12 protein-coding genes, 3 rRNA genes and 1 other annotated feature (1 of these 16 cut by a window edge) are annotated in these 22105 nt (G+C 39.2%); of the genes, 14 read left to right on the plus strand and 1 reads right to left on the minus strand.

Features of this window, described 5'->3' with window-relative positions; translation table 11 throughout:
* The 12 genes from dnaA to MHH81_RS00060 all read left to right on the plus strand — a co-directional run bounded on the left by dnaA (position 1) and on the right by MHH81_RS00060 (position 18936).
* On the plus strand, positions 1–1344 hold the full coding sequence (dnaA, locus tag MHH81_RS00005) for a chromosomal replication initiator protein DnaA (RefSeq protein WP_340916525.1): 1344 nt from the start codon (positions 1–3) through the stop codon (positions 1342–1344).
* A gap of 171 nt (positions 1345–1515) precedes the next feature.
* Entirely contained in the window at positions 1516–2652 is a 1137-nt protein-coding gene (gene dnaN, locus MHH81_RS00010) for a DNA polymerase III subunit beta (protein WP_340916527.1), read from the plus strand.
* A 120-nt stretch (positions 2653–2772) separates the two neighbouring features.
* Complete coding sequence (gene yaaA, locus MHH81_RS00015) at positions 2773–3000, plus strand: S4 domain-containing protein YaaA (RefSeq protein ID WP_340925055.1); 228 nt, start codon at positions 2773–2775, stop codon at positions 2998–3000.
* A 1-nt stretch (position 3001) separates the two neighbouring features.
* Complete coding sequence (gene recF / locus MHH81_RS00020) at positions 3002–4114, plus strand: DNA replication/repair protein RecF (protein WP_340916529.1); 1113 nt, start codon at positions 3002–3004, stop codon at positions 4112–4114.
* Positions 4115–4171: 57 nt separating this feature from the next.
* Positions 4172–6094: a DNA topoisomerase (ATP-hydrolyzing) subunit B gene (gyrB, locus tag MHH81_RS00025; protein WP_340925056.1), complete on the plus strand. Its 1923-nt coding sequence runs from the start codon at positions 4172–4174 to the stop codon at positions 6092–6094.
* A 28-nt stretch (positions 6095–6122) separates the two neighbouring features.
* Complete coding sequence (gene gyrA, locus MHH81_RS00030; RefSeq protein ID WP_340916532.1) at positions 6123–8630, plus strand: DNA gyrase subunit A; 2508 nt, start codon at positions 6123–6125, stop codon at positions 8628–8630.
* A 107-nt stretch (positions 8631–8737) separates the two neighbouring features.
* Positions 8738–9844 carry an HD-GYP domain-containing protein gene (locus tag MHH81_RS00035; protein WP_340916535.1) on the plus strand — a complete coding sequence of 369 codons (1107 nt, stop codon included), beginning with the start codon at positions 8738–8740 and terminating at the stop codon, positions 9842–9844.
* A gap of 275 nt (positions 9845–10119) precedes the next feature.
* Positions 10120–11673 (plus strand): 16S ribosomal RNA (locus tag MHH81_RS00040).
* Between the two features lie 235 nt (positions 11674–11908).
* Positions 11909–14837, plus strand: a 23S ribosomal RNA gene (locus MHH81_RS00045).
* A 56-nt stretch (positions 14838–14893) separates the two neighbouring features.
* Positions 14894–15009: ribosomal RNA gene (gene rrf / locus MHH81_RS00050) — 5S ribosomal RNA — on the plus strand.
* The 16S, 23S and 5S rRNA genes sit together here, the layout of an rRNA operon.
* A 985-nt stretch (positions 15010–15994) precedes the next feature.
* Positions 15995–17461, plus strand: coding sequence for an IMP dehydrogenase (gene guaB / locus MHH81_RS00055; RefSeq protein ID WP_340916538.1), 1467 nt, complete (start codon positions 15995–15997; stop codon positions 17459–17461).
* A gap of 188 nt (positions 17462–17649) precedes the next feature.
* A complete protein-coding gene (locus MHH81_RS00060; RefSeq protein WP_445678117.1) occupies positions 17650–18936 on the plus strand; it encodes a serine hydrolase in 1287 nt (428 codons plus the stop codon).
* Positions 18937–18954: 18 nt separating this feature from the next.
* On the opposite strand, the gene pdxR is transcribed toward MHH81_RS00060, so the two are convergent.
* The gene (gene pdxR / locus MHH81_RS00065; RefSeq protein ID WP_340916540.1) at positions 18955–20379 is read right to left on the minus strand and encodes a MocR-like pyridoxine biosynthesis transcription factor PdxR; all 1425 of its coding nucleotides are present in this window, start codon (positions 20377–20379) and stop codon (positions 18955–18957) included.
* A 102-nt stretch (positions 20380–20481) separates the two neighbouring features.
* On the opposite strand from pdxR, the gene pdxS reads away from it, so the two are divergent.
* Both pdxS and pdxT read left to right on the plus strand, forming a co-directional pair.
* The gene (gene pdxS, locus MHH81_RS00070) at positions 20482–21372 is read left to right on the plus strand and encodes a pyridoxal 5'-phosphate synthase lyase subunit PdxS (protein ID WP_340925058.1); all 891 of its coding nucleotides are present in this window, start codon (positions 20482–20484) and stop codon (positions 21370–21372) included.
* Position 21373: 1 nt separating this feature from the next.
* A complete protein-coding gene (gene pdxT / locus MHH81_RS00075) occupies positions 21374–21967 on the plus strand; it encodes a pyridoxal 5'-phosphate synthase glutaminase subunit PdxT (protein ID WP_340916541.1) in 594 nt (197 codons plus the stop codon).
* A gap of 23 nt (positions 21968–21990) precedes the next feature.
* Positions 21991–22105, plus strand: a binding site (T-box leader) (it continues 101 nt past the right edge of the window).

Below are 22105 nucleotides of genomic sequence, written 5' to 3' on the forward strand. Positions count from 1 at the left end.
TTGGAACATTTAGAAGAACTTTGGGCTAAAGTTCTCTCTGAAGTAGAAAAGAAAACATCAAAACCTAGTTTTGAAACTTGGTTGAAGTCGACGAAGCTACTTTCATATAGAGGAGAGACAGTTACAATAGCTGCGCCTAATTCCTTCGCAAGGGATTGGCTTGAAAATCACTATATTCATTTAATTGCCGGGATTTTAACAGAACTTACGGGCAATGAACTACTTATTTCTTTTGTTGTACCTAAAAATCAAGATTTAGATGACTTTGATATACCTAAACCAAAAATTCCAGTAAATCAAGGAGATCAACCTGATTTTTCACCTGGAATGCTAAACTCCAAATATACATTTGATACATTTGTTATTGGCTCTGGAAATCGATTTGCTCATGCAGCATCATTAGCTGTAGCAGAAGCACCTGCAAAAGCATATAATCCTCTATTTATATACGGAGGAGTAGGACTAGGAAAAACCCACTTAATGCATGCGATTGGTCATTATGTTCAAGAACACAATCCAAATGCTAAAGTGGTTTATTTATCTTCTGAAAAATTTACAAATGAATTTATTAATTCCATTCGTGATAATAAAACAGTAGATTTTCGCAATAAGTATCGAAATGTAGATGTATTACTAATAGATGATATTCAATTTTTAGCTGGAAAAGAACAAACTCAAGAAGAATTTTTTCATACATTTAATGCACTTCATGAAGAATCAAAGCAAATTGTTATTTCAAGTGATCGCCCACCAAAAGAAATTCCAACATTAGAAGATCGTCTTCGTTCACGATTTGAATGGGGTTTAATAACTGATATTGCTCCACCAGATTTAGAAACAAGAATTGCTATTTTACGCAAAAAAGCACGAGCTGACGGCTTAGATATTCCTAATGAAGTAATGGTCTATATAGCAAATCAAATTGACACGAACATTCGTGAATTAGAAGGCGCATTAATACGCGTTGTCGCTTATTCTTCTCTTGTAAATAAAGATATTAACTCGGATCTAGCTGCAGAAGCACTAAAAGATATTATGCCGAATGCTCGACCAAGAATTATTACTATATTAGATATTCAAAAAGTAGTGGGAGAACATTTTCATATAAAGTTAGAAGATTTTACTGCAAAAAAACGTACAAAATCGATTGCATTTCCTCGTCAAGTCGCGATGTATCTATCTCGTGAATTAACGGACTTCTCCTTACCGAAAATAGGAGATGAATTCGGAGGACGTGATCATACAACTGTTATCCATGCACATGAGAAAATTTCAACAATGGTAAAAGTAGATTTAAATTTGCAAGATGATATTAAACAAATAAAATCTATCCTAGGAAGATAATTTGGTTTGTGGATAAGTGTATATCTTACTAACTTACTTAAGAACAACTTATGCACATGTGGATAGTTTAGCGTACGTAAGATAAAATAGACTTATCAACATATCCACAAGCCCTATTACTATTTCTATTAATCTTTTAAATAATAATAACTATATAAGTGAGGTACCAAAATGAAATTTGAAGTAATGAGAGATAGTTTACTTGAGGGACTAAATGATGTTATGAAAGCAGTAAGTTCAAAAACAACTGTTCCAATATTAACTGGACTCAAATTAGAAGTTACAAGTGAAGGATTATATATTACTGGTAGTGATTCGGATATCACGATTCAGACGTTTATACCTGTAGAAAAAAATGGAGAACAAATTATTCGAATCTCAGAAAAAGGTTCAATTGTTTTACAAGCTAGAGTATTTAATGAAATTGTACGAAAACTACCTACAAATGAAGTGGAAATTGAGGTAACAAATCAGTTTCAAACACATATTCGATCAGGTAAATCTGAATTTAGTTTGATTGGTTTAGATGCAACAGAATATCCATTGCTTCCTCAAATTGAAGAAGAACATCAATTTTTCATGCCTTCTGATTTATTAAAATCAATTATTAAAGAAACTGTATTTGCTGTTTCTACTTCTGAAAGTCGTCCAGTACTTACGGGTGTAAATTGGCAAGTAAAAGACGGAGAACTTCACTGTGTAGCAACAGATAGTCACCGTCTAGCTAAAAGAAAAACAGCAATTAAAGATTTACCTGAAGAAGCATATAGTGTAGTAATTCCAGGAAAGAGCTTAAATGAATTGAATAAAATTTTAGAAGAAACTTCATCTGAGGTTGCAATTGTAATGACCCAACAGCAAATTTTATTTAAAACAGGTGAGGTATTATTTTATTCCAGATTATTAGAAGGAAATTACCCTGATACCTCTAGACTAATTCCAAGTGAATATAAAACGACTATTTTAGTAAATGGAAAATCGTTATTACAAGCAATTGATCGAGCTTCGTTACTTGCCAGAGAAGAAAGAAACAATGTTGTTCGTTTTTCAACAATTGGGCAAGGTTTTGTTGAAGTATCTTCTAATTCGCCTGAAATCGGGAACGTAGAAGAACAAATTCAAGCAGAATCAATTGATGGAGAAGAATTGAAAATTTCTTTTAGCGCAAAATATATGATGGACGCTTTAAAAGCAATTGATGGTCAAGATGTGAAAATTTTATTTACAGGAGCTATGAGACCATTTGTTTTGAAGTCTGTTCATGATGACTCTATCTTGCAACTAATACTTCCGGTAAGAACATATTAATTTTTAGTTTTATAACTTTAAGAATGTGGATAGTCACTAATGTGGCTATCTTTTTTTACTTATTTGGTTAATTGGAGTAAAATAAAGGGATAATGAAAATGAGAAGAGGTTGAATTGCTGTTGGAAGAGATTCGATTTGACACAGAATATATCACGCTCGGTCAATTCTTAAAAATGACGGACGCAATAGATTCGGGTGGAATGGCCAAGTGGTTTTTAAGCGAACATACTGTCTATGTAAATGGAGAAGTAGATCAAAGAAGAGGTAGAAAACTTCGTAATAAAGATGTTGTAAATATTCCAGGAGTAGGAAGATTTCAATTGGTTGGACCAGAGAACGGGGAATAATATGTATATTGAACGACTTGAATTAAAAAATTTCCGTAATTATGATTCAATAGAGTTGGACTTTTCCTCTAAAATTAATGTGTTGATAGGTGAAAATGCACAAGGTAAAACAAACTTAATGGAATCCCTATATGTATTATCTATGGCAAAATCCCACAGAACTTCGAATGATAAAGAATTAATACGTTGGGAAGCAGACTATGGTAAAATAAAAGGTAATATTCAAAAAAAATATGGTCGTTTACCATTAGAATTAATTTTATCGAAAAAAGGAAAAAAAGCAAAAGTTAACCATTTAGAACAAACAAGGCTAAGTAATTATATCGGCCAATTAAATGTCGTGATGTTTGCTCCAGAGGATTTATATTTAGTAAAAGGAAGTCCACAAGTAAGAAGACGATTTCTAGATATGGAAATCGGTCAAATTTCCCCTGTTTATTTGCATGATTTACTTCAATTTCAAAAAGTATTAAAACAACGAAATCATATATTAAAACAACATCAAGGGAAAAGCAATTTAAAGGATGTCATGTTTGAAGTATATACTGAACAATATATAGACGCAGCAGTGAAGGTTATTAAAAAAAGATTTCAGTTCATGGAATTATTGCAAAAATGGGCTGAACCTATTCATTTTGGTATTTCTAGAGAATTAGAAAAATTGACTGTATCGTATGATTCTACAACGGGTATTAAAGCAAATTGGTCTGATAGTGAAATGAAAGCTCATCTAGAAAAAAAGTTGTTTGATAGTCAAAAAAGAGAATTAGAGCGAGGAGTAACTTTAACGGGTCCTCATCGTGATGATTTACAGTTTTTTGTCAATGACTATGATGTACAAACATATGGTTCTCAAGGACAACAGCGGACAACTGCTTTATCCTTGAAACTGGCTGAAATTGAACTGATAAAACAGGAGGTGGGTGAAGCTCCTGTTTTATTGCTGGATGATGTTTTATCTGAACTAGATGATTATCGACAGTCCCATTTATTAAACACAATTCAAGGGGACGTGCAAACCTTCGTTACAACTACAAGTGTAGAGGGAATTGCCCATGAAACCATTCAACATGCAAAAATGTTTCATGTGGAACAAGGTGCAGTTATAAATTAAATATAAACAGGATTAAACATTATTGACGTAATGAAAGAGTAGGTGAGCAAGTTGGCAATGGAAGAAAAAGAACTAAAACCATCTTATGATGCCGATCAGATACAAGTACTTGAAGGATTAGAAGCGGTAAGAAAACGTCCAGGGATGTATATTGGTACGACTAGTTCAAAAGGACTTCACCATCTTGTATGGGAAATCGTAGATAATAGTATTGACGAATCACTTGCTGGTTATTGTGATCATATCGTTGTCACAATTGAAAAAGACAACTGGATACGAGTTGAAGATAATGGGCGAGGTATCCCAGTAGATACACAAGAAAAATTGGGCAAACCAGCTGTAGAAGTTATTATGACTGTATTGCATGCCGGTGGTAAATTTGGCGGCGGTGGCTACAAAGTATCTGGTGGACTTCATGGTGTAGGTGCTTCGGTTGTAAATGCACTTTCTGAGTATACAGAAGTATATGTTAAACGCGATGGAAAAATTCATTGTATTAAATTTGAACGTGGTGCTGTTATTGCTCCTTTAGAAGTAATTGGGGAAGCAGATGAAACAGGTACTACAACAAGATTTAAAGCAGATGCGGAAATCTTCACAGAAACAACTGTGTATGAGTTTGATATATTAGCACATCGTGTACGTGAATTGGCTTATTTAAATCGCGGTTTATCTATTACAATTGCGGATGAAAGAGAAGGGCAAGAAAAATCCACTAAATATGTGTATGAAGGCGGAATAAAATCATACGTTGAGGATTTAAACAAATCAAAAGAGCCTATTACGGAAGAAGCAATATTTGTAGAGGGAGAAAAAGATGGCATCTCTATAGAAATTGCTATGCAATATAATGGCGGCTATTCTTCCAATATCTTATCATTTGCTAATAATATTAATACGTATGAAGGTGGGACGCATGAGTCCGGCTTCAAAATGGCACTTACTCGAGTAATAAATGACTACGCTAGAAAAAATGGTTTGTTAAAAGATGCCGATACAAATTTATCTGGGGATGATGTACGAGAAGGTTTGACAGCAATTGTTTCTGTTAAACATCCAGATCCTCAATTTGAAGGTCAAACTAAGACAAAATTAGGTAACTCAGAAGTAAGTACTATTACGAATAGTTTATTTTCAGAAGGATTTGATCGTTTCTTATTAGAAAATCCTCAGGTTGCTAGAAAAGTCGTGGAAAAAGGACTAATGGCTGCAAGAGCTCGTGTTGCTGCGAAAAAAGCCCGTGAATTTACACGTAGAAAATCGGCGTTAGAGGTTTCAAGTCTTCCAGGAAAACTTGCTGATTGTTCTTCTCGAGTTCCTGCAGAAAGTGAATTGTATATTGTAGAAGGTGACTCAGCAGGTGGTTCTGCTAAATCTGGTCGTGACCGTCATTTCCAAGCGATTTTGCCATTACGAGGTAAAATTTTGAACGTAGAAAAGGCTCGTTTAGATCGTATATTAGGAAATGCTGAAATTCGTGCAATGATTACTGCACTTGGAACTGGTATTGGGGAAGAATTTACGTTAGAAAAAGCACGATACCATAAAATTATTATTATGACCGATGCCGATGTCGATGGTGCACATATTCGTACTTTATTACTAACATTTTTCTTCCGCTTCATGCGTCCGTTAATCGAAGCGGGGTATGTATACGCAGCGCAACCTCCTTTATTTCAAGTGAAACAAGGGAAGCATGTTGAATATTGCTATAATGATGAACAATTAAAAGAGATTATAGAACGTTTACCGAAAACTTCAAAACCAAATATTCAGCGATATAAAGGACTAGGAGAAATGGATGCGGATCAACTTTGGGAAACAACAATGGATCCAGAAGTACGCACATTACTCCAAATAAACTTAGATAATGCCATGGAGGCTGACGCAATCTTTGAACAACTAATGGGAGAAGATGTAGAACCTCGCCGTCAATTTATCGAAGAAAATGCTGTGTATGTGAAAAATTTAGATATATAAGAATGTGTGTTGACTGGAGGTCTTTAGGATGTCAGAAATACCGAATAAAGGTGTCAAGGGGATCAATATTAGTACAGAAATGAAAACATCATTTCTGGACTATGCAATGAGCGTAATTGTATCCCGTGCATTACCAGACGTTCGCGACGGGCTAAAGCCTGTACATCGTCGAATTTTATATGGAATGCAAGAGTTAGGAAATACACCAGATAAGCCCCATAAAAAATCAGCTCGTATTGTAGGAGATGTAATGGGGAAATACCATCCACATGGTGACTCCTCTATTTATGAAGCAATGGTGCGCATGGCGCAGCATTGGAGTTATCGTTACATGTTAGTGGATGGACACGGAAACTTTGGATCCGTAGATGGTGATGCAGCAGCCGCAATGCGTTATACGGAATCGCGTATGTCTAAAATTGCAATGGAATTATTACGTGATATTAACAAAAATACAATTGATTATAAAGATAATTATGACGGACAAGAAAAAGAACCTGTTGTTTTACCGAGTAGATATCCAAATTTACTTGTAAACGGAGCTTCTGGTATTGCTGTTGGTATGGCAACAAATATTCCTTCTCACAATTTAGGAGAAGTAATTGATGGTGTATTGGCACTGTCTGAAAATCCAGCAATCTCCATCGAAGAATTAATGACTATTATTCCAGGTCCAGATTTTCCTACTGGAGGGATTATTCTAGGTAGAAGTGGCATTCGTCGTGCATATGAAACTGGTAGGGGTTCTGTGTTAATCCGGGCAAAAGTAGAAATCGAACAAAAAGCGAGTGGAAAAGAAGTTATTATTGTTAAGGAATTACCTTACCAAGTTAACAAAGCTCGACTTATTGAAAAGATTGCTGAATTAGTTCGCGATAAGAAAATTGAAGGAATTACGCATCTTGCAGATGAATCTGACCGTAACGGAATGCGGATTGTCATTGAAGTTCGTAAAGATGCAAATTCAAATGTATTATTAAATAATTTATATAAACAAACCGCTTTACAATCAAGCTTCGGAGTAAATATGCTCGCGCTTGTAGACAATCAACCAAAAGTGTTGAACATAAAAGAAATGCTTTACCATTACTTAGAACACCAAAAAGTAGTTATTCGTCGTCGTACACAATTCGAACTGAATAAAGCAGAAGATCGTGCACACATTTTAGAAGGTTTACGAATTGCTTTAGATCACATTGATGAAATCATTACATTAATTCGTAGTTCTCAAACAGGAGAAGAAGCAAAAAATGGTCTGATGGAGAAATTTAATTTATCAGAGCGTCAAGCACAAGCGATATTAGATATGCGACTGCAACGTTTGACTGGTTTAGAACGCGATAAAATTGAAGATGAATACAATTCATTACTCAAATTAATAAGTGACCTTAAATTTATCTTAGCGAATGAGTATAGAGTAATTGAAATTATACGAGAAGAAATTACTGAAATTAAAGATCGATTCTCAGACAAACGCCGAACAGAAATTGTTGCAGGAGGAGCAGAGGTTTTAGAGGATGAAGATTTAATTCCTGTGGAAAATTCTGTACTTACTTTAACAAACAAAGGCTATATTAAGCGATTACCTGCTAATACGTATAAGAGCCAAAAAAGAGGTGGTCGTGGAGTACAAGGGATGGGAACAAACGAAGATGACTTTGTAGAGCATCTATTGTATACATCTACACACGATACTATTTTATTCTTTACGAATAAAGGGAAGGTATATCGTGCAAGAGGATTCGAAATTCCTGAATATGGTCGCACAGCAAAAGGACTACCGCTTATTAACTTATTAGCTGTCGAGAAAGATGAACAGGTTACTGCAATGATTCCGATGTCATCCTTTGAAGAAGATAGTTATTTTATCTTTACAACGAAGTATGGTATTACAAAGCGTACTCCAGTGTCGGGCTTTGCACATATCCGAGCAAATGGTTTAATTGCTATTTCGTTACGTGAAGAAGATGAGTTAATCGCTGTTCGTTTAACTGACGGAAAGAAACAAATTATTATTGGTACACGCCAAGGTAAATTAGTACGATTTGAAGAAATAGATATTCGTTCAATGGGAAGAACAGCGGGTGGAGTAAGAGGTGTTCGCTTAAAAGACGATGATTACGTAGTCGGTATGGAAATTATCGAACCTGATCAAGAAATCTTAGTTGTTACCGAGAATGGTTATGGTAAACGTACTCCAGAGTCAGAATATCGTTTACAAAGCCGTGGAGGTATGGGAGTAAAAACTTGTCAGATTACCGAGAAAAATGGGCCTTTATCTGCTGTCAAAGCAGTTGATGGCACGGAAGATCTAATGCTAATCACAATAAATGGCATGCTAATTCGAATGGATGTAAAAGATATTTCTATTACTGGTAGAAGTACTCAAGGTGTCCGTTTAATGAGATTAGCTGACGACGAGTTGATTGCTACTGTTGCAAAAGTAGAAAAAGAAGATGACGAAGAGGAAGATATTGAAATAGTAGAAGAAAGTTCTACTGATGAAGTATCACCGACAGAAGAAGTAAATGAGTAAAAAAAACACCTTTAAACAAATTTGTTTAAAGGTGTTTTTTTAAATATGCATAAATAATGAATATTTAGTATAATTAAGTAAATTTATCAGAAAAAGTAGGGTGCTAAATGGAATATACTTTAGAAAATTTAGAAGAGTTAAGATTAGGAAGTGTAATTGCACAAGATATACTAGTTAATACGAAAACCCCTATTATACGAAAAGATACAAAAATAACTAGAGAGCATATCCAAGTATTACGTGCTTTTAATATTAGTAAAGTACCCATAGCATTAGATAATGTATTTAATAGAACAGAAGAAGAAATGAATAAGCTAAATGAAGAAAAAGTAACAATAGAGAAAAAAGTGAGCCTTCCAGAAATTAAAGCAAGCTTTGGTAAATTATATAATGATGCTGTTAATAATTATTATAAAGAGTTTAATTCGTGGGAAGCAGGAATAAAGGTAGATGTAGCAAGATTACGTACTATTATTATGCCTTTAGTAGATAAAGCAATGGAAGACAAACAAATATTTTCTCTTTTAAATGAGTTTTCCTCTCCTGATAGGTATATTGCTCACCATGCAATCGCAGTTGGAATTTTTTCAGGTGCTATAGCTAAAAAATTACGTTTTCCTCCTGGACAAATAAATCAATTAGCAACAGCTGGATTGATGGCAGATGTAGGAATGGCAAAGGTAGATAGAAAAATTAGAGAGAAAAAATCTTATTTAACAGAAACTGATTTCTCGGAGATTAAGAAACATACCATTTATAGTTTTCAAATGATTAAAGATAGTCCATTGTTGAAACCTGAAATGAAATTAGCAATTTTTCAACACCATGAGCGATTGAATGGAAGTGGCTATCCTAAAGGTGAGCGAATGGAAAACATTTCGATAGAATCTCAAATCATTGCAATAGCAGATGTATATCATGCCATGACATCTGAGCGAATCTATCGTTCAAGAAGTTCTTCTTTTAAAGTATTAGAAATGATTAAAGAAGAAGAATTTGGTAAATATAGTATCGAAGTTGTAAATGCATTAATCTCTTTAGTAGGTGCTTTACCTATTTCCACGCGCGTTCGTTTATCGAATGGAGAAATAGGAGAAATTGTATTCTTACATAGAGACTCTCCCATGAGACCAATGATTAGATTAACTGAAACAGGACAAATCTTTGATTTGGCTACTAATCGATCTATGCATATAGAGAGTGTAATAAATTAAAGTTAAAGCAACTCTTTCCTTAGTTCTATAAAAAGGGAAGAGTTCTATAGTTTATTTAAATAAAGTAAGTGTTGACATAGACGTAAATCCTTGATATTATAGAGAAGTCGTCAAAACAAGACGCAATAAAAACACCATGAACATTGAAAACTGAACATGCAAAACGTTAAGACATATAGCTTGAAAGACTAACTTCGGTTAGTTCGATAGCAAAACAATTTTTGACATCATTTAATGATGATGCCAGCAAAACAAATGAGCTTTTTAAGTTCTCTATTATGGAGAGTTTGATCCTGGCTCAGGACGAACGCTGGCGGCATGCCTAATACATGCAAGTCGAGCGAATGACGAAGAAGCTTGCTTCTTCTGATTTAGCGGCGGACGGGTGAGTAACACGTGGGCAACCTGCCCTGTAGATTGGGATAACTCCGGGAAACCGGGGCTAATACCAAATAATCCATTTCCTCACATGTGGAAATGTTAAAAGACGGTTTCGGCTGTCACTACAGGATGGGCCCGCGGCGCATTAGCTAGTTGGTAGGGTAACGGCCTACCAAGGCGACGATGCGTAGCCGACCTGAGAGGGTGATCGGCCACACTGGGACTGAGACACGGCCCAGACTCCTACGGGAGGCAGCAGTAGGGAATCTTCCACAATGGACGAAAGTCTGATGGAGCAATGCCGCGTGAGTGAAGAAGGTTTTCGGATCGTAAAACTCTGTTGTAAGGGAAGAACAAGTACGAGAGTAACTGCTCGTACCTTGACGGTACCTTATTAGAAAGCCACGGCTAACTACGTGCCAGCAGCCGCGGTAATACGTAGGTGGCAAGCGTTGTCCGGAATTATTGGGCGTAAAGCGCGCGCAGGCGGTCCTTTAAGTCTGATGTGAAATCCCACGGCTCAACCGTGGAAGGTCATTGGAAACTGGGGGACTTGAGTACAGAAGAGGAAAGCGGAATTCCAAGTGTAGCGGTGAAATGCGTAGAGATTTGGAGGAACACCAGTGGCGAAGGCGGCTTTCTGGTCTGTAACTGACGCTGAGGCGCGAAAGCGTGGGGAGCAAACAGGATTAGATACCCTGGTAGTCCACGCCGTAAACGATGAGTGCTAAGTGTTAGGGGGTTTCCGCCCCTTAGTGCTGCAGCTAACGCATTAAGCACTCCGCCTGGGGAGTACGGTCGCAAGACTGAAACTCAAAGGAATTGACGGGGGCCCGCACAAGCGGTGGAGCATGTGGTTTAATTCGAAGCAACGCGAAGAACCTTACCAGGTCTTGACATCCCGCTGACCGTTCTAGAGATAGATCTTTCCCTTCGGGGACAGCGGTGACAGGTGGTGCATGGTTGTCGTCAGCTCGTGTCGTGAGATGTTGGGTTAAGTCCCGCAACGAGCGCAACCCTTGATCTTAGTTGCCAGCATTTAGTTGGGCACTCTAAGGTGACTGCCGGTGATAAACCGGAGGAAGGTGGGGATGACGTCAAATCATCATGCCCCTTATGACCTGGGCTACACACGTGCTACAATGGACGGTACAGAGGGTCGCAACCCCGCGAGGGTGAGCTAATCCCATAAAACCGTTCTCAGTTCGGATTGTAGGCTGCAACTCGCCTACATGAAGCCGGAATCGCTAGTAATCGTGGATCAGCATGCCACGGTGAATACGTTCCCGGGCCTTGTACACACCGCCCGTCACACCACGAGAGTTTGTAACACCCGAAGTCGGTGGGGTAACCCTTACGGGAGCCAGCCGCCGAAGGTGGGACAGATGATTGGGGTGAAGTCGTAACAAGGTAGCCGTATCGGAAGGTGCGGCTGGATCACCTCCTTTCTAAGGATATATTACGGAATACAGATCTTTATCTGTATCTTAACGTTTTGCAGTTCAGTTTTGAATGTTCATTTTTATGAGCATTTGAAAACTTGTTCTTTGAAAACTGGATAAAACGACATTGAAAGAAATAAATTCAAGAAATTCGATTTATAATCACTTCGGTGATTATAGATTGTGTAGTACTTTTAACTACTAATTTTGAATGGACTCCAAGTAATTGGAAGCCATATTAGGTTAAGTTAATAAGGGCGCACGGTGAATGCCTTGGCACTAGGAGCCGAAGAAGGACGGCACTAACACCGATATGCTTCGGGGAGCTGTAAGTGAGCTTTGATCCGGAGATTTCCGAATGGGGAAACCCACTGTTCGTAATGGAGCAGTACATTTACGTGAATACATAGCGTATCTGTGGCACACCCAGGGAACTGAAACATCTAAGTACCTGGAGGAAGAGAAAGAAAAATCGATTCCCTGAGTAGCGGCGAGCGAAACGGGAATAGCCCAAACCAAGAGGCTTGCCTCTTGGGGTTGTAGGACACTCTACATAGAGTTACAAAGGAATGAGCTAGACGAAGCGATCTGGAAAGGTCCGCAGGATAGGGTAAAAGCCCCGTAGTCAAAAGTTCATTCTCTCTTGAGTGTATCCTGAGTACGGCGGAACACGTGAAATTCCGTCGGAATCTGGGAGGACCATCTCCCAAGGCTAAATACTACCTAGTGACCGATAGTGAACCAGTACCGTGAGGGAAAGGTGAAAAGCACCCCGGAAGGGGAGTGAAATAGATCCTGAAACCGTGTGCCTACAAGTAGTTAGAGCCCGTTAATGGGTGATAGCGTGCCTTTTGTAGAATGAACCGGCGAGTTACGATTACATGCAAGGTTAAGTTGAGAAGACGGAGCCGCAGCGAAAGCGAGTCTGAATAGGGCGAATGAGTATGTGGTCGTAGACCCGAAACCAGGTGATCTACCCATGTCCAGGATGAAGGTAAGGTAACACTTACTGGAGGTCCGAACCCACGCACGTTGAAAAGTGCGGGGATGAGGTGTGGGTAGCGGAGAAATTCCAATCGAACCTGGAGATAGCTGGTTCTCTCCGAAATAGCTTTAGGGCTAGCCTCAAACGTTAAGAATCTTGGAGGTAGAGCACTGTTTGGACTAGGGGCCCATCCCGGGTTACCGAATTCAGACAAACTCCGAATGCCAATGATTTATGTTTGGGAGTCAGACTGCGAGTGATAAGATCCGTAGTCAAGAGGGAAACAGCCCAGACCACCAGCTAAGGTCCCAAAGTATTTGTTAAGTGGAAAAGGATGTGGCGTTGCTTAGACAACCAGGATGTTGGCTTAGAAGCAGCCATCATTTAAAGAGTGCGTAATAGCTCACTGGTCGAGTGACGCTGCGCCGAAAATGTATCGGGGCTAAACAAATCACCGAAGCTGTGGATTGATACCTTTGGTATCAGTGGTAGGAGAGCGTTCTAAGGGCGTTGAAGTCAGACCGGAAGGACTGGTGGAGCGCTTAGAAGTGAGAATGCCGGTATGAGTAGCGAAAGACGGGTGAGAATCCCGTCCACCGTATGACTAAGGTTTCCTGAGGAAGGCTCGTCCGCTCAGGGTTAGTCGGGACCTAAGTCGAGGCCGATAGGCGTAGACGATGGACAACAGGTTGATATTCCTGTACCACCAAACCACCGTTTGAGTAATGGGGGGACGCAGAAGGATAGGGTAAGCGTGCTGTTGGTTATGCACGTCCAAGCAGTAAGGTGTGAATGTAGGAAAATCCGCATTCTATAACATTGAGCTGTGATGGCGAGGACTTAGTCCGAAGTTCCTGATTTCACACTGCCAAGAAAAGCCTCTAGCGAGGTGATAGGTGCCCGTACCGCAAACCGACACAGGTAGTCGAGGAGAGAATCCTAAGGTGAGCGAGAGAACTCTCGTTAAGGAACTCGGCAAAATGACCCCGTAACTTCGGGAGAAGGGGTGCTCTTTTGGGTGAATAGCCTAGAAGAGCCGCAGTGAATAGGCCCAGGCGACTGTTTAGCAAAAACACAGGTCTCTGCAAAACCGTAAGGTGAAGTATAGGGGCTGACGCCTGCCCGGTGCTGGAAGGTTAAGAGGAGTGCTTAGCGCAAGCGAAGGTGCGAATTGAAGCCCCAGTAAACGGCGGCCGTAACTATAACGGTCCTAAGGTAGCGAAATTCCTTGTCGGGTAAGTTCCGACCCGCACGAAAGGCGTAACGATCTGGGCACTGTCTCAACGAGAGACTCGGTGAAATTATAGTACCTGTGAAGATGCAGGTTACCCGCGACAGGACGGAAAGACCCCGTGGAGCTTTACTATAGCTTGATATTGAATTTTGGTGCAACTTGTACAGGATAGGCAGGAGCCTTAGAGCCCGGAGCGCCAGCTTCGGAGGAGGCGTCGGTGGGATACTGCCCTGGTTGTATTGAAATTCTAACCCATACCCGTAACCCGGGTAGGAGACAGTGTCAGGCGGGTAGTTTGACTGGGGCGGTCGCCTCCTAAAGTGTAACGGAGGCGCCCAAAGGTTCCCTCAGAATGGTTGGAAATCATTCGAAGAGTGTAAAGGCAGAAGGGAGCTTGACTGCGAGACCTACAAGTCGAGCAGGGTCGAAAGACGGGCTTAGTGATCCGGTGGTTCCGCATGGAAGGGCCATCGCTCAACGGATAAAAGCTACCCCGGGGATAACAGGCTTATCTCCCCCAAGAGTCCACATCGACGGGGAGGTTTGGCACCTCGATGTCGGCTCATCGCATCCTGGGGCTGTAGTCGGTCCCAAGGGTTGGGCTGTTCGCCCATTAAAGCGGTACGCGAGCTGGGTTCAGAACGTCGTGAGACAGTTCGGTCCCTATCCGTCGTGGGCGTAGGAAATTTGAGAGGAGCTGTCCTTAGTACGAGAGGACCGGGATGGACACACCGCTGGTGTACCAGTTGTTCTGCCAAGAGCATCGCTGGGTAGCTATGTGTGGACGGGATAAGTGCTGAAAGCATCTAAGCACGAAGCCCCCCTCAAGATGAGATTTCCCATTACGCAAGTAAGTAAGATCCCTCAAAGACGATGAGGTAGATAGGTTCGGGGTGGAAGCGTGGCGACACGTGCAGCTGACGAATACTAATCGATCGAGGACTTAACCAAATTAGAATTTGAAGAATTCAATGTCTTTTATCCAGTTTTGAGTGAACAACTCAAGGTCTAGTGATGATGGCGAAGAGGTCACACCCGTTCCCATACCGAACACGGAAGTTAAGCTCTTCAGCGCCGATGGTAGTTGGGGGTTTCCCCCTGCAAGAGTAGGACGTCGCTGGGCACTAAGAAGTCGTTACCAAGAAATTGGTAGCGGCTTTTTTTGTATTCGAAAAAGAAGACCGAAGGCAACATATACTTTATTTATAGAGAAGTGTGCGAGAAAGTGGAGGGGCAAAGAGTTCGAGGAAGCAAAGAAGAGAGGTTCGGAACGTATAACCTATGTGAGAACCGAAAGACTGCGGCTGACGAAGAAATCTGCCGCCCATCTGCTTTCGCAGTCCGAACACGGAAGTTAAGCTCTTCAGCGCCGATGGTAGTTGGGGGTTTCCCCCTGCAAGAGTAGGACGTCGCTGGGCACTAAGAAGTCGTTACCAAGAAATTGGTAGCGGCTTTTTTTGTATTCGAAAAAGAAGACCGAAGGCAACATATACTTTATTTATAGAGAAATGTGCGAGAAAGTGGAGGGGCAAAGAGTTCGAGGAAGCAAAGAAGAGAGGTTCGGAACGAATAACCTATGTGAGAACCGAAAGACTGCGGCTGACGAAGAAATCTGCCGCCCATCTGCTTTCGCAGTCCGAACACGGAAGTTAAGCTCTTGCGCCTATGGTAGTTGGAGGTTTCGCTCCGCAAGAGTAGGAGATCGCTAGGGCAAAAAGTCACTACCGAGAAACAGTAGTGGCCTTTTTTAATGTTTTTTATTTGATTGCAATTCTTGATAAATTGGTCTGTATTTCTCACTATTTAGTCTCGAATTCGGTAGTATTGATTGTCGCCTCTCTGAAATTTATTTGTTTTCTATTACCAAAAAATAACTGTATTGTCTGTGATACAGCCTAACTTACAAAAAAGTTCCTATAATAATACACCTAATATCTCGCTAGTATATGAATAAAGCCATATTGGATAGATAAGACTAAATGGATAACCATGTAAAAAATAATTAATAGAAAAATCGGAATAAATATATTATTTTAGGAATCTTGACACTATGCAGAAGCGCTGATAACCTTGTAATAATATTCAAATCTAGAGGAGGAAATAGAGTAATGTGGGAGTCTAAATTTCAAAAAGAAGGTTTAACATTTGATGATGTTTTACTAGTTCCAGCACAATCAGAAGTATTACCAAAAGATATTAACTTATCGGTTCAATTAACGTCAAAAATTAACTTAAATATACCGGTAATTAGTGCAGGTATGGATACTGTTACAGAAGCCAAAATGGCTATTTCAATGGCACGTCAAGGTGGATTAGGAATTATCCATAAAAACATGAGCATTGAAGAACAAGCAGAGCAAGTACTAACAGTTAAACGATCTGAAAATGGAGTTATTACAGATCCCTTCTTTTTAACACCAACTCATCAAGTATATGATGCAGAGCATTTAATGGGGAAATTTAGAATTTCAGGCGTTCCGATAGTAAACAATGCAGAAGATTTACAATTAGTAGGCATTATTACAAACCGTGATTTACGCTTTATTCAAGACTACTCTCTAAAAATCGATGAAGTGATGACGAAAGAACAATTAGTAACTGCACCAGTGGGAACAACATTAGAAGATGCAGAGAAAATTTTACAACAATATAAAATTGAAAAGTTACCAATTGTTGATGATAACGGTATTTTAAAGGGACTTATTACAATTAAAGATATTGAAAAAGTTATTGAATTTCCAAATGCTGCAAAGGATCATCATGGTCGTTTATTAGTTGGTGCCGCGGTTGGTGTGACAAAAGATACAATGATGCGTGTAGAAAAGCTTGTAAAAGCACAAGTAGATGTCATTGTTATTGATACAGCACATGGTCATTCTCAAGGTGTTATGGATACTATAAGAAGTATCCGGGAAGCATATCCTGAGTTAGATATCATTGCTGGAAACGTTGCTACAGGTGAGGCAACTCGAGCTTTGTTTGAAGCAGGTGCCGATGTGGTCAAGGTTGGTATTGGTCCAGGATCAATTTGTACAACTCGTATAGTTGCAGGAGTTGGTGTTCCTCAAATTACTGCTATTTACGATTGCGCAACAGAAGCTCGTAAAGCAGGCAAATCGATTATTGCAGACGGAGGAATTAAATACTCTGGAGATATCGTTAAAGCTCTTGCTGCAGGTGGACATGTTGTCATGCTAGGAAGTTTACTTGCAGGAACAACAGAAAGTCCAGGAGAAACAGAAATATTCCAAGGTAGACGTTTTAAAACATATCGTGGAATGGGATCAATTGCTGCTATGGAAAAAGGTTCAAAAGACCGTTACTTCCAAGAAGATGCGAAAAAATTAGTTCCTGAAGGTATTGAAGGTCGTTTACCATATAAAGGCCCACTTTCTGATACAATTCATCAATTACTTGGTGGTGTTCGAGCAGGGATGGGGTACTGTGGAACTGGTAATTTGCAAGATTTACGTGAAAAAGCACAATTTATTCGTATGACTGGTGCTGGATTACGTGAAAGCCATCCACATGATGTGCAAATAACAAAAGAAGCTCCAAACTACTCTATATCTTAAGAAGCACTTAAATCGAAACTTTTGCACTCATTCAACGTCTTAATGTAGGCAGAATGAGTGCTTTTTTAAATCTTGGTGCCAACTAAGTGAAAAAGTATGATAAAATGGGCAGTGATAAAACGAATAGTGGAGGTACTGTAGTGAAGAAAGTTTGGATGACATCAATGATTAAGTGGCTAGTACTTCCGATGTTTCTTGTTTCGGTTGTATGTGGTATGCCAACTGCTACAAAAGCAGAGGAGAGTTTAAATTTATACGTCGATGCTGCAATATTAATCGATGCAGATTCGGGGAAAATTCTTTATGAAAAAAATGCTGAAGCACCTTTAGGTATTGCAAGCATGACGAAAATGATGACCGAGTATTTACTTTTTGAAGCGATTGAATCAGGGAAAATTAAGTGGGATCAACAGTACTCTGTAAATGATTATACATATAAAATTTCTCAAGATCGTCGATTAAGTAATGTACCACTTCGTGAAGATGGTAGCTATTCAATTCGTGAACTTTATGAAGCAATGGCTATTTATTCCGCTAATGGAGCTACAATTGCAATTGCCGAAACAATCGCAGGTACGGAAGAAAACTTTGTGAAGCTAATGAATGAAAAAGCCGAAGAAATGGGATTAGAAGGGTATAAGTTTGTCAATTCCACAGGCTTGAATAATGCAGATTTACAAGGAATGCATCCAGCAAGTACAGGTGCTTCTGACGAAAACGTTATGCCAGCAAAATCAGTAGCAAAACTTGCTTATTTATTAATGAAGGATTATCCAGAAGTACTAGAAACAACTAAAATACCTAAGAAAACATTTAGAGAAGGTACTTCTGATGCAATTGAGATGAGTAACTGGAATTGGATGTTGCCAGGGTTAGTCTTTGAATACGAAGGTGCAGACGGATTAAAAACAGGTACAACAGAATTTGCTGGTCATTCCTTTACAGGTACAGCAGAGAGAAATGGAATGCGTGTTATCTCCGTTGTTATGAAAGCTACAAATGCAAATGGAGAAGGTACATATAAAGCTCGATTTGATGCTACAAGAGCATTATTTGACTATGGATTTGCACAATTTTCAAAAGAAGAATTAGTTCCAGCAGGATACAAAATTCCTAAACATGAAACATTAGCCGTTGAAAAAGGGAAAGAAGACACAGTAGCGATTGCGGTAAAAGAACCAATTTCAATGGTAGTAAGATCCAGTGAAAAAGATTTGTACAAGCCGGTCTTTACAGCTAATACAGAAAAATTGGAAGCTGACGTAGAAAAAGATACGGTTGTAGGAAAAGTCCATTTAGAGAAAACAGAAGGAACTGATTATGGTTATATTTCTGATGAAGCAGCAGAAGTGGATGTTGTAACGACAGAAGCGGTAGAGCGGGCTAGTTGGATTAGTTTAATGTTCCAAGGCATTGGAAAATTCTTCGGTAACTTATGGAATAGTACAACAGACTTTGTAGGTGGACTATTTTAATGATAAAAGCACTGAAACTCAAAGCGAGTTCTCAGTGCTTTTTTTTATTTTTAATGCTTCCATGAATCGATGTATAGAAGTGGCAAGATGTTCTATTTCTATTCCACCGAAACCTAATACAAGTTTTGGATCTAAATCTAGTTCTAATTCTGCAGTTATATATTCACGAAGACTGTATATTCGTATACCTGCTTGTTCTGCTAGTGACACTAGTTCTTCTTCTGTTTTCGAAGAGAGAATTGTTAATACAATATGCATGCCTGCTTGTTCCCCTGAGATAGTGACGGTAGGTGCATACTCAGCGATAGTTTTTGTAATGATTTCTAATTTACGTTTATAAATTTTACGCATTTTATTTAGATGCTTTGCAAAGTACCCATCCTCCATAAAGTTTGCAAGAATATATTGATCCATTCGAGGAACAGTTGCAGAGTAATAAGAGTATTTCTGTTTATATTGCGTGACAAGTGATTTTGGTAATACAGCATATGCTATTCGGAGTGAAGGCATTAAAGATTTAGAGAATGTACTTAAGTAGATTACACGCTCATTTTGATCGATTCCTTGTAAAGAAGGAATAGGCTTTCCTGTGTATCTAAATTCACTATCATAATCATCCTCAATAATGTAACGATTTTCTTGTTGATAAGCCCAGGCAAGTAGTTGGCTTCGACGAGTTGCTGAAAGTACTGCGCCAGTTGGAAATTGATGAGATGGTGTTACGTACATAGCAGTCGCGTTCGTTTGTTCGAGTCGAGATACTATTACCCCATCTTCGTCTACGGGAATAGGTACCGATTTTTGTTTGTCCTCTAAAAATAAATGATGAGTGAGCGGATAGCCGGGATTCTCGAATCCATAAATAGCTTCCTTTCCAAGCAAGCGAATGATTAATGGCATAATTTGTTCTGTTCCTGAGCCAAGAATAATTTGTTCAGGTGTGCATTTTACTCCTCTAGACTGATATAAATAGGAGGAAATTTGATGCCTTAATATATAATCTCCTTGTGGATGTCCAAGTTGAAGAAAATCTTTATTTATTTCATTAACAATATCTTTAGCGTACTTTCTCCATATTTTAAATGGAAAGGACTCTGTATCAATTTTTCCGGGAGAAAAATCGATAGAATAAGTAGAAACATACTTCTCCTCTTGGATAACATTCGGTATTGCTTGTTCAATTAAAGCGAGTTCCTCTAAGTTCTGAACAAAAAAACCGCGTCTTGCTTCGGAAGAAATATAGCCTTCTGCCACTAGTTGGCTGTATGCAAATTCAATTGTTGTTTGGCTAACTGCTAAGTAGTCAGCTAATTTTCTTTTCGAAGGAAGTTTAGCTCCTTCCGCTATTTTCCCCCTGATAATTGCTTCTTTAATTTCGCTATAAAGCTGTTCATATAAAGGAATTAAAGAATTTTTTTCAAGCTGAAACATAAGAAAGTCCATTCATATCACCAATCTGACCATTTCATTTTAATTGTTTCTGGCACTTTTCAAATGGTCATCTTTTATTATACTAAACTCATAACGATATGGGGGGAAATAATGATGACAACTAATTTAACTGGAACAGAACGAGTAAAACGAGGAATGGCTGAAATGCAAAAAGGTGGCGTTATTATGGACGTTATCAATGCAGAACAAGCAAGAATAGCAGAAGCAGCTGGTGCGGTAGCTGTGATGGCATTAGAACGTGTTCCATCGGATATTCGTGCAGCAGGCGGAGTTGCTCGTATGGCGGACCCACGTATTATGGAAGAAGTAATGGGTGCAGTAACTATCCCAGTAATGGCAAAAGCACGTATTGGACATATTACAGAAGCGCGTATTTTAGAAGCAATGGGCGTGGATTATATTGATGAGTCTGAGGTATTAACACCTGCAGATGAAGAATATCACTTACGTAAAAGTGAATTTACAGTACCATTTGTATGTGGATGTAAAGATTTAGGGGAAGCAGCTCGCCGAATTGGAGAAGGAGCTTCGATGCTTCGTACTAAAGGAGAACCTGGAACAGGGAATATCGTAGAAGCTGTTCGTCACTTACGTAAAGTGAATGCGCATGTTCGTAAAATTGTTCATATGAATGAAGATGAACTAATGACAGAAGCAAAAATTTTAGGAGCACCTTATGATGTGTTATTACAAATTAAACATAATGGTAAATTGCCAGTTGTAAACTTCGCGGCAGGTGGAGTTGCAACGCCAGCAGATGCTGCTTTAATGATGGAGCTTGGAGCAGATGGAGTATTTGTAGGATCAGGTATCTTCAAATCTGACAATCCAGAGAAATTTGCTAAAGCAATTGTAGAAGCTACAACACATTACCAAGACTATAAATTACTTGTAGAAATTTCGAAAGATTTAGGAATTCCAATGAAGGGAATTGAAATTTCTCGTTTATCTGCACAAGATCGTATGCAAGATAGAGGGTGGTAAGATGGTTAAAATAGGAGTACTTGCACTTCAAGGAGCAGTAAGTGAGCATATGCGTTCCATTGAAGCGTGTGGAGCAGAGGCGGTTGTCGTAAAAAGCACGAATGATTTATCTGGGGTGGACGGTTTAATTCTTCCCGGTGGTGAAAGTACTGCCATGCGCCGATTAATCGATAGTTATGACATGCTTTCGCCTCTTCAAGCATTCGCTACAGCTGGAAAGCCAATGTTTGGGACTTGCGCGGGTCTTATACTGCTTTCTAAAAATCTGGTTGGATACGATTTTGCACATCTTGGTGTACTGAATGCAACGGTTGAAAGAAATTCTTTCGGAAGACAAGTGGATAGCTTTGAAACGCCGATTGAAATTAAAGATGTCGCGACTGATTTTCCAGCGGTTTTCATACGAGCACCTCATATTGTAGAGGTTGGAGTAGATGTTGAAATACTTGCCAAGTATGAAAATCGTATTGTAATGGCGAGACAAGGACATATTCTAGGATGTTCCTTTCATCCTGAGCTAACAGATGATCATAGAATTACTGCGTATTTTATAGAAATGGTAAAGGAAACACTTGCCAAAGAAGCAAACGTATAGTAAAGTATGAGTAATTTCATGATCTAAAAACGATGATAGGAAGCAGTAGCAAGCACGTCTTTTCTAGAGAGTCAGCGGTTGGTGTGAGCTGATAAAAACACTTGTGAATCCGTCCTTTGAGTTGCACGATTGAATGCT

The sequence above is a fragment of the Psychrobacillus sp. FSL H8-0484 genome (assembly GCF_038005325.1).
Lineage (GTDB): Bacteria > Bacillota > Bacilli > Bacillales_A > Planococcaceae > Psychrobacillus.

What these genes read in the sequence shown, in the direction of transcription:
- dnaN (WP_340916527.1), top strand. Translation starts at nt 1,516, where the DNA reads ATGAAATTTGAAGTAATGAGAGATAGTTTACTTGAGGGACTAAATGAT.
- recF (WP_340916529.1), top strand. Translation starts at nt 3,002, where the DNA reads ATGTATATTGAACGACTTGAATTAAAAAATTTCCGTAATTATGATTCA.
- gyrB (WP_340925056.1), top strand. Translation starts at nt 4,172, where the DNA reads ATGGAAGAAAAAGAACTAAAACCATCTTATGATGCCGATCAGATACAA.
- gyrA (WP_340916532.1), top strand. Translation starts at nt 6,123, where the DNA reads ATGTCAGAAATACCGAATAAAGGTGTCAAGGGGATCAATATTAGTACA.
- MHH81_RS00035 (WP_340916535.1), top strand. Translation starts at nt 8,738, where the DNA reads ATGGAATATACTTTAGAAAATTTAGAAGAGTTAAGATTAGGAAGTGTA.
- guaB (WP_340916538.1), top strand. Translation starts at nt 15,995, where the DNA reads ATGTGGGAGTCTAAATTTCAAAAAGAAGGTTTAACATTTGATGATGTT.
- MHH81_RS00060 (WP_445678117.1), top strand. Translation starts at nt 17,650, where the DNA reads ATGTTTCTTGTTTCGGTTGTATGTGGTATGCCAACTGCTACAAAAGCA.
- pdxR (WP_340916540.1), bottom strand. Translation starts at nt 20,379, where the DNA reads ATGGACTTTCTTATGTTTCAGCTTGAAAAAAATTCTTTAATTCCTTTA.
- pdxS (WP_340925058.1), top strand. Translation starts at nt 20,482, where the DNA reads ATGACAACTAATTTAACTGGAACAGAACGAGTAAAACGAGGAATGGCT.
- pdxT (WP_340916541.1), top strand. Translation starts at nt 21,374, where the DNA reads ATGGTTAAAATAGGAGTACTTGCACTTCAAGGAGCAGTAAGTGAGCAT.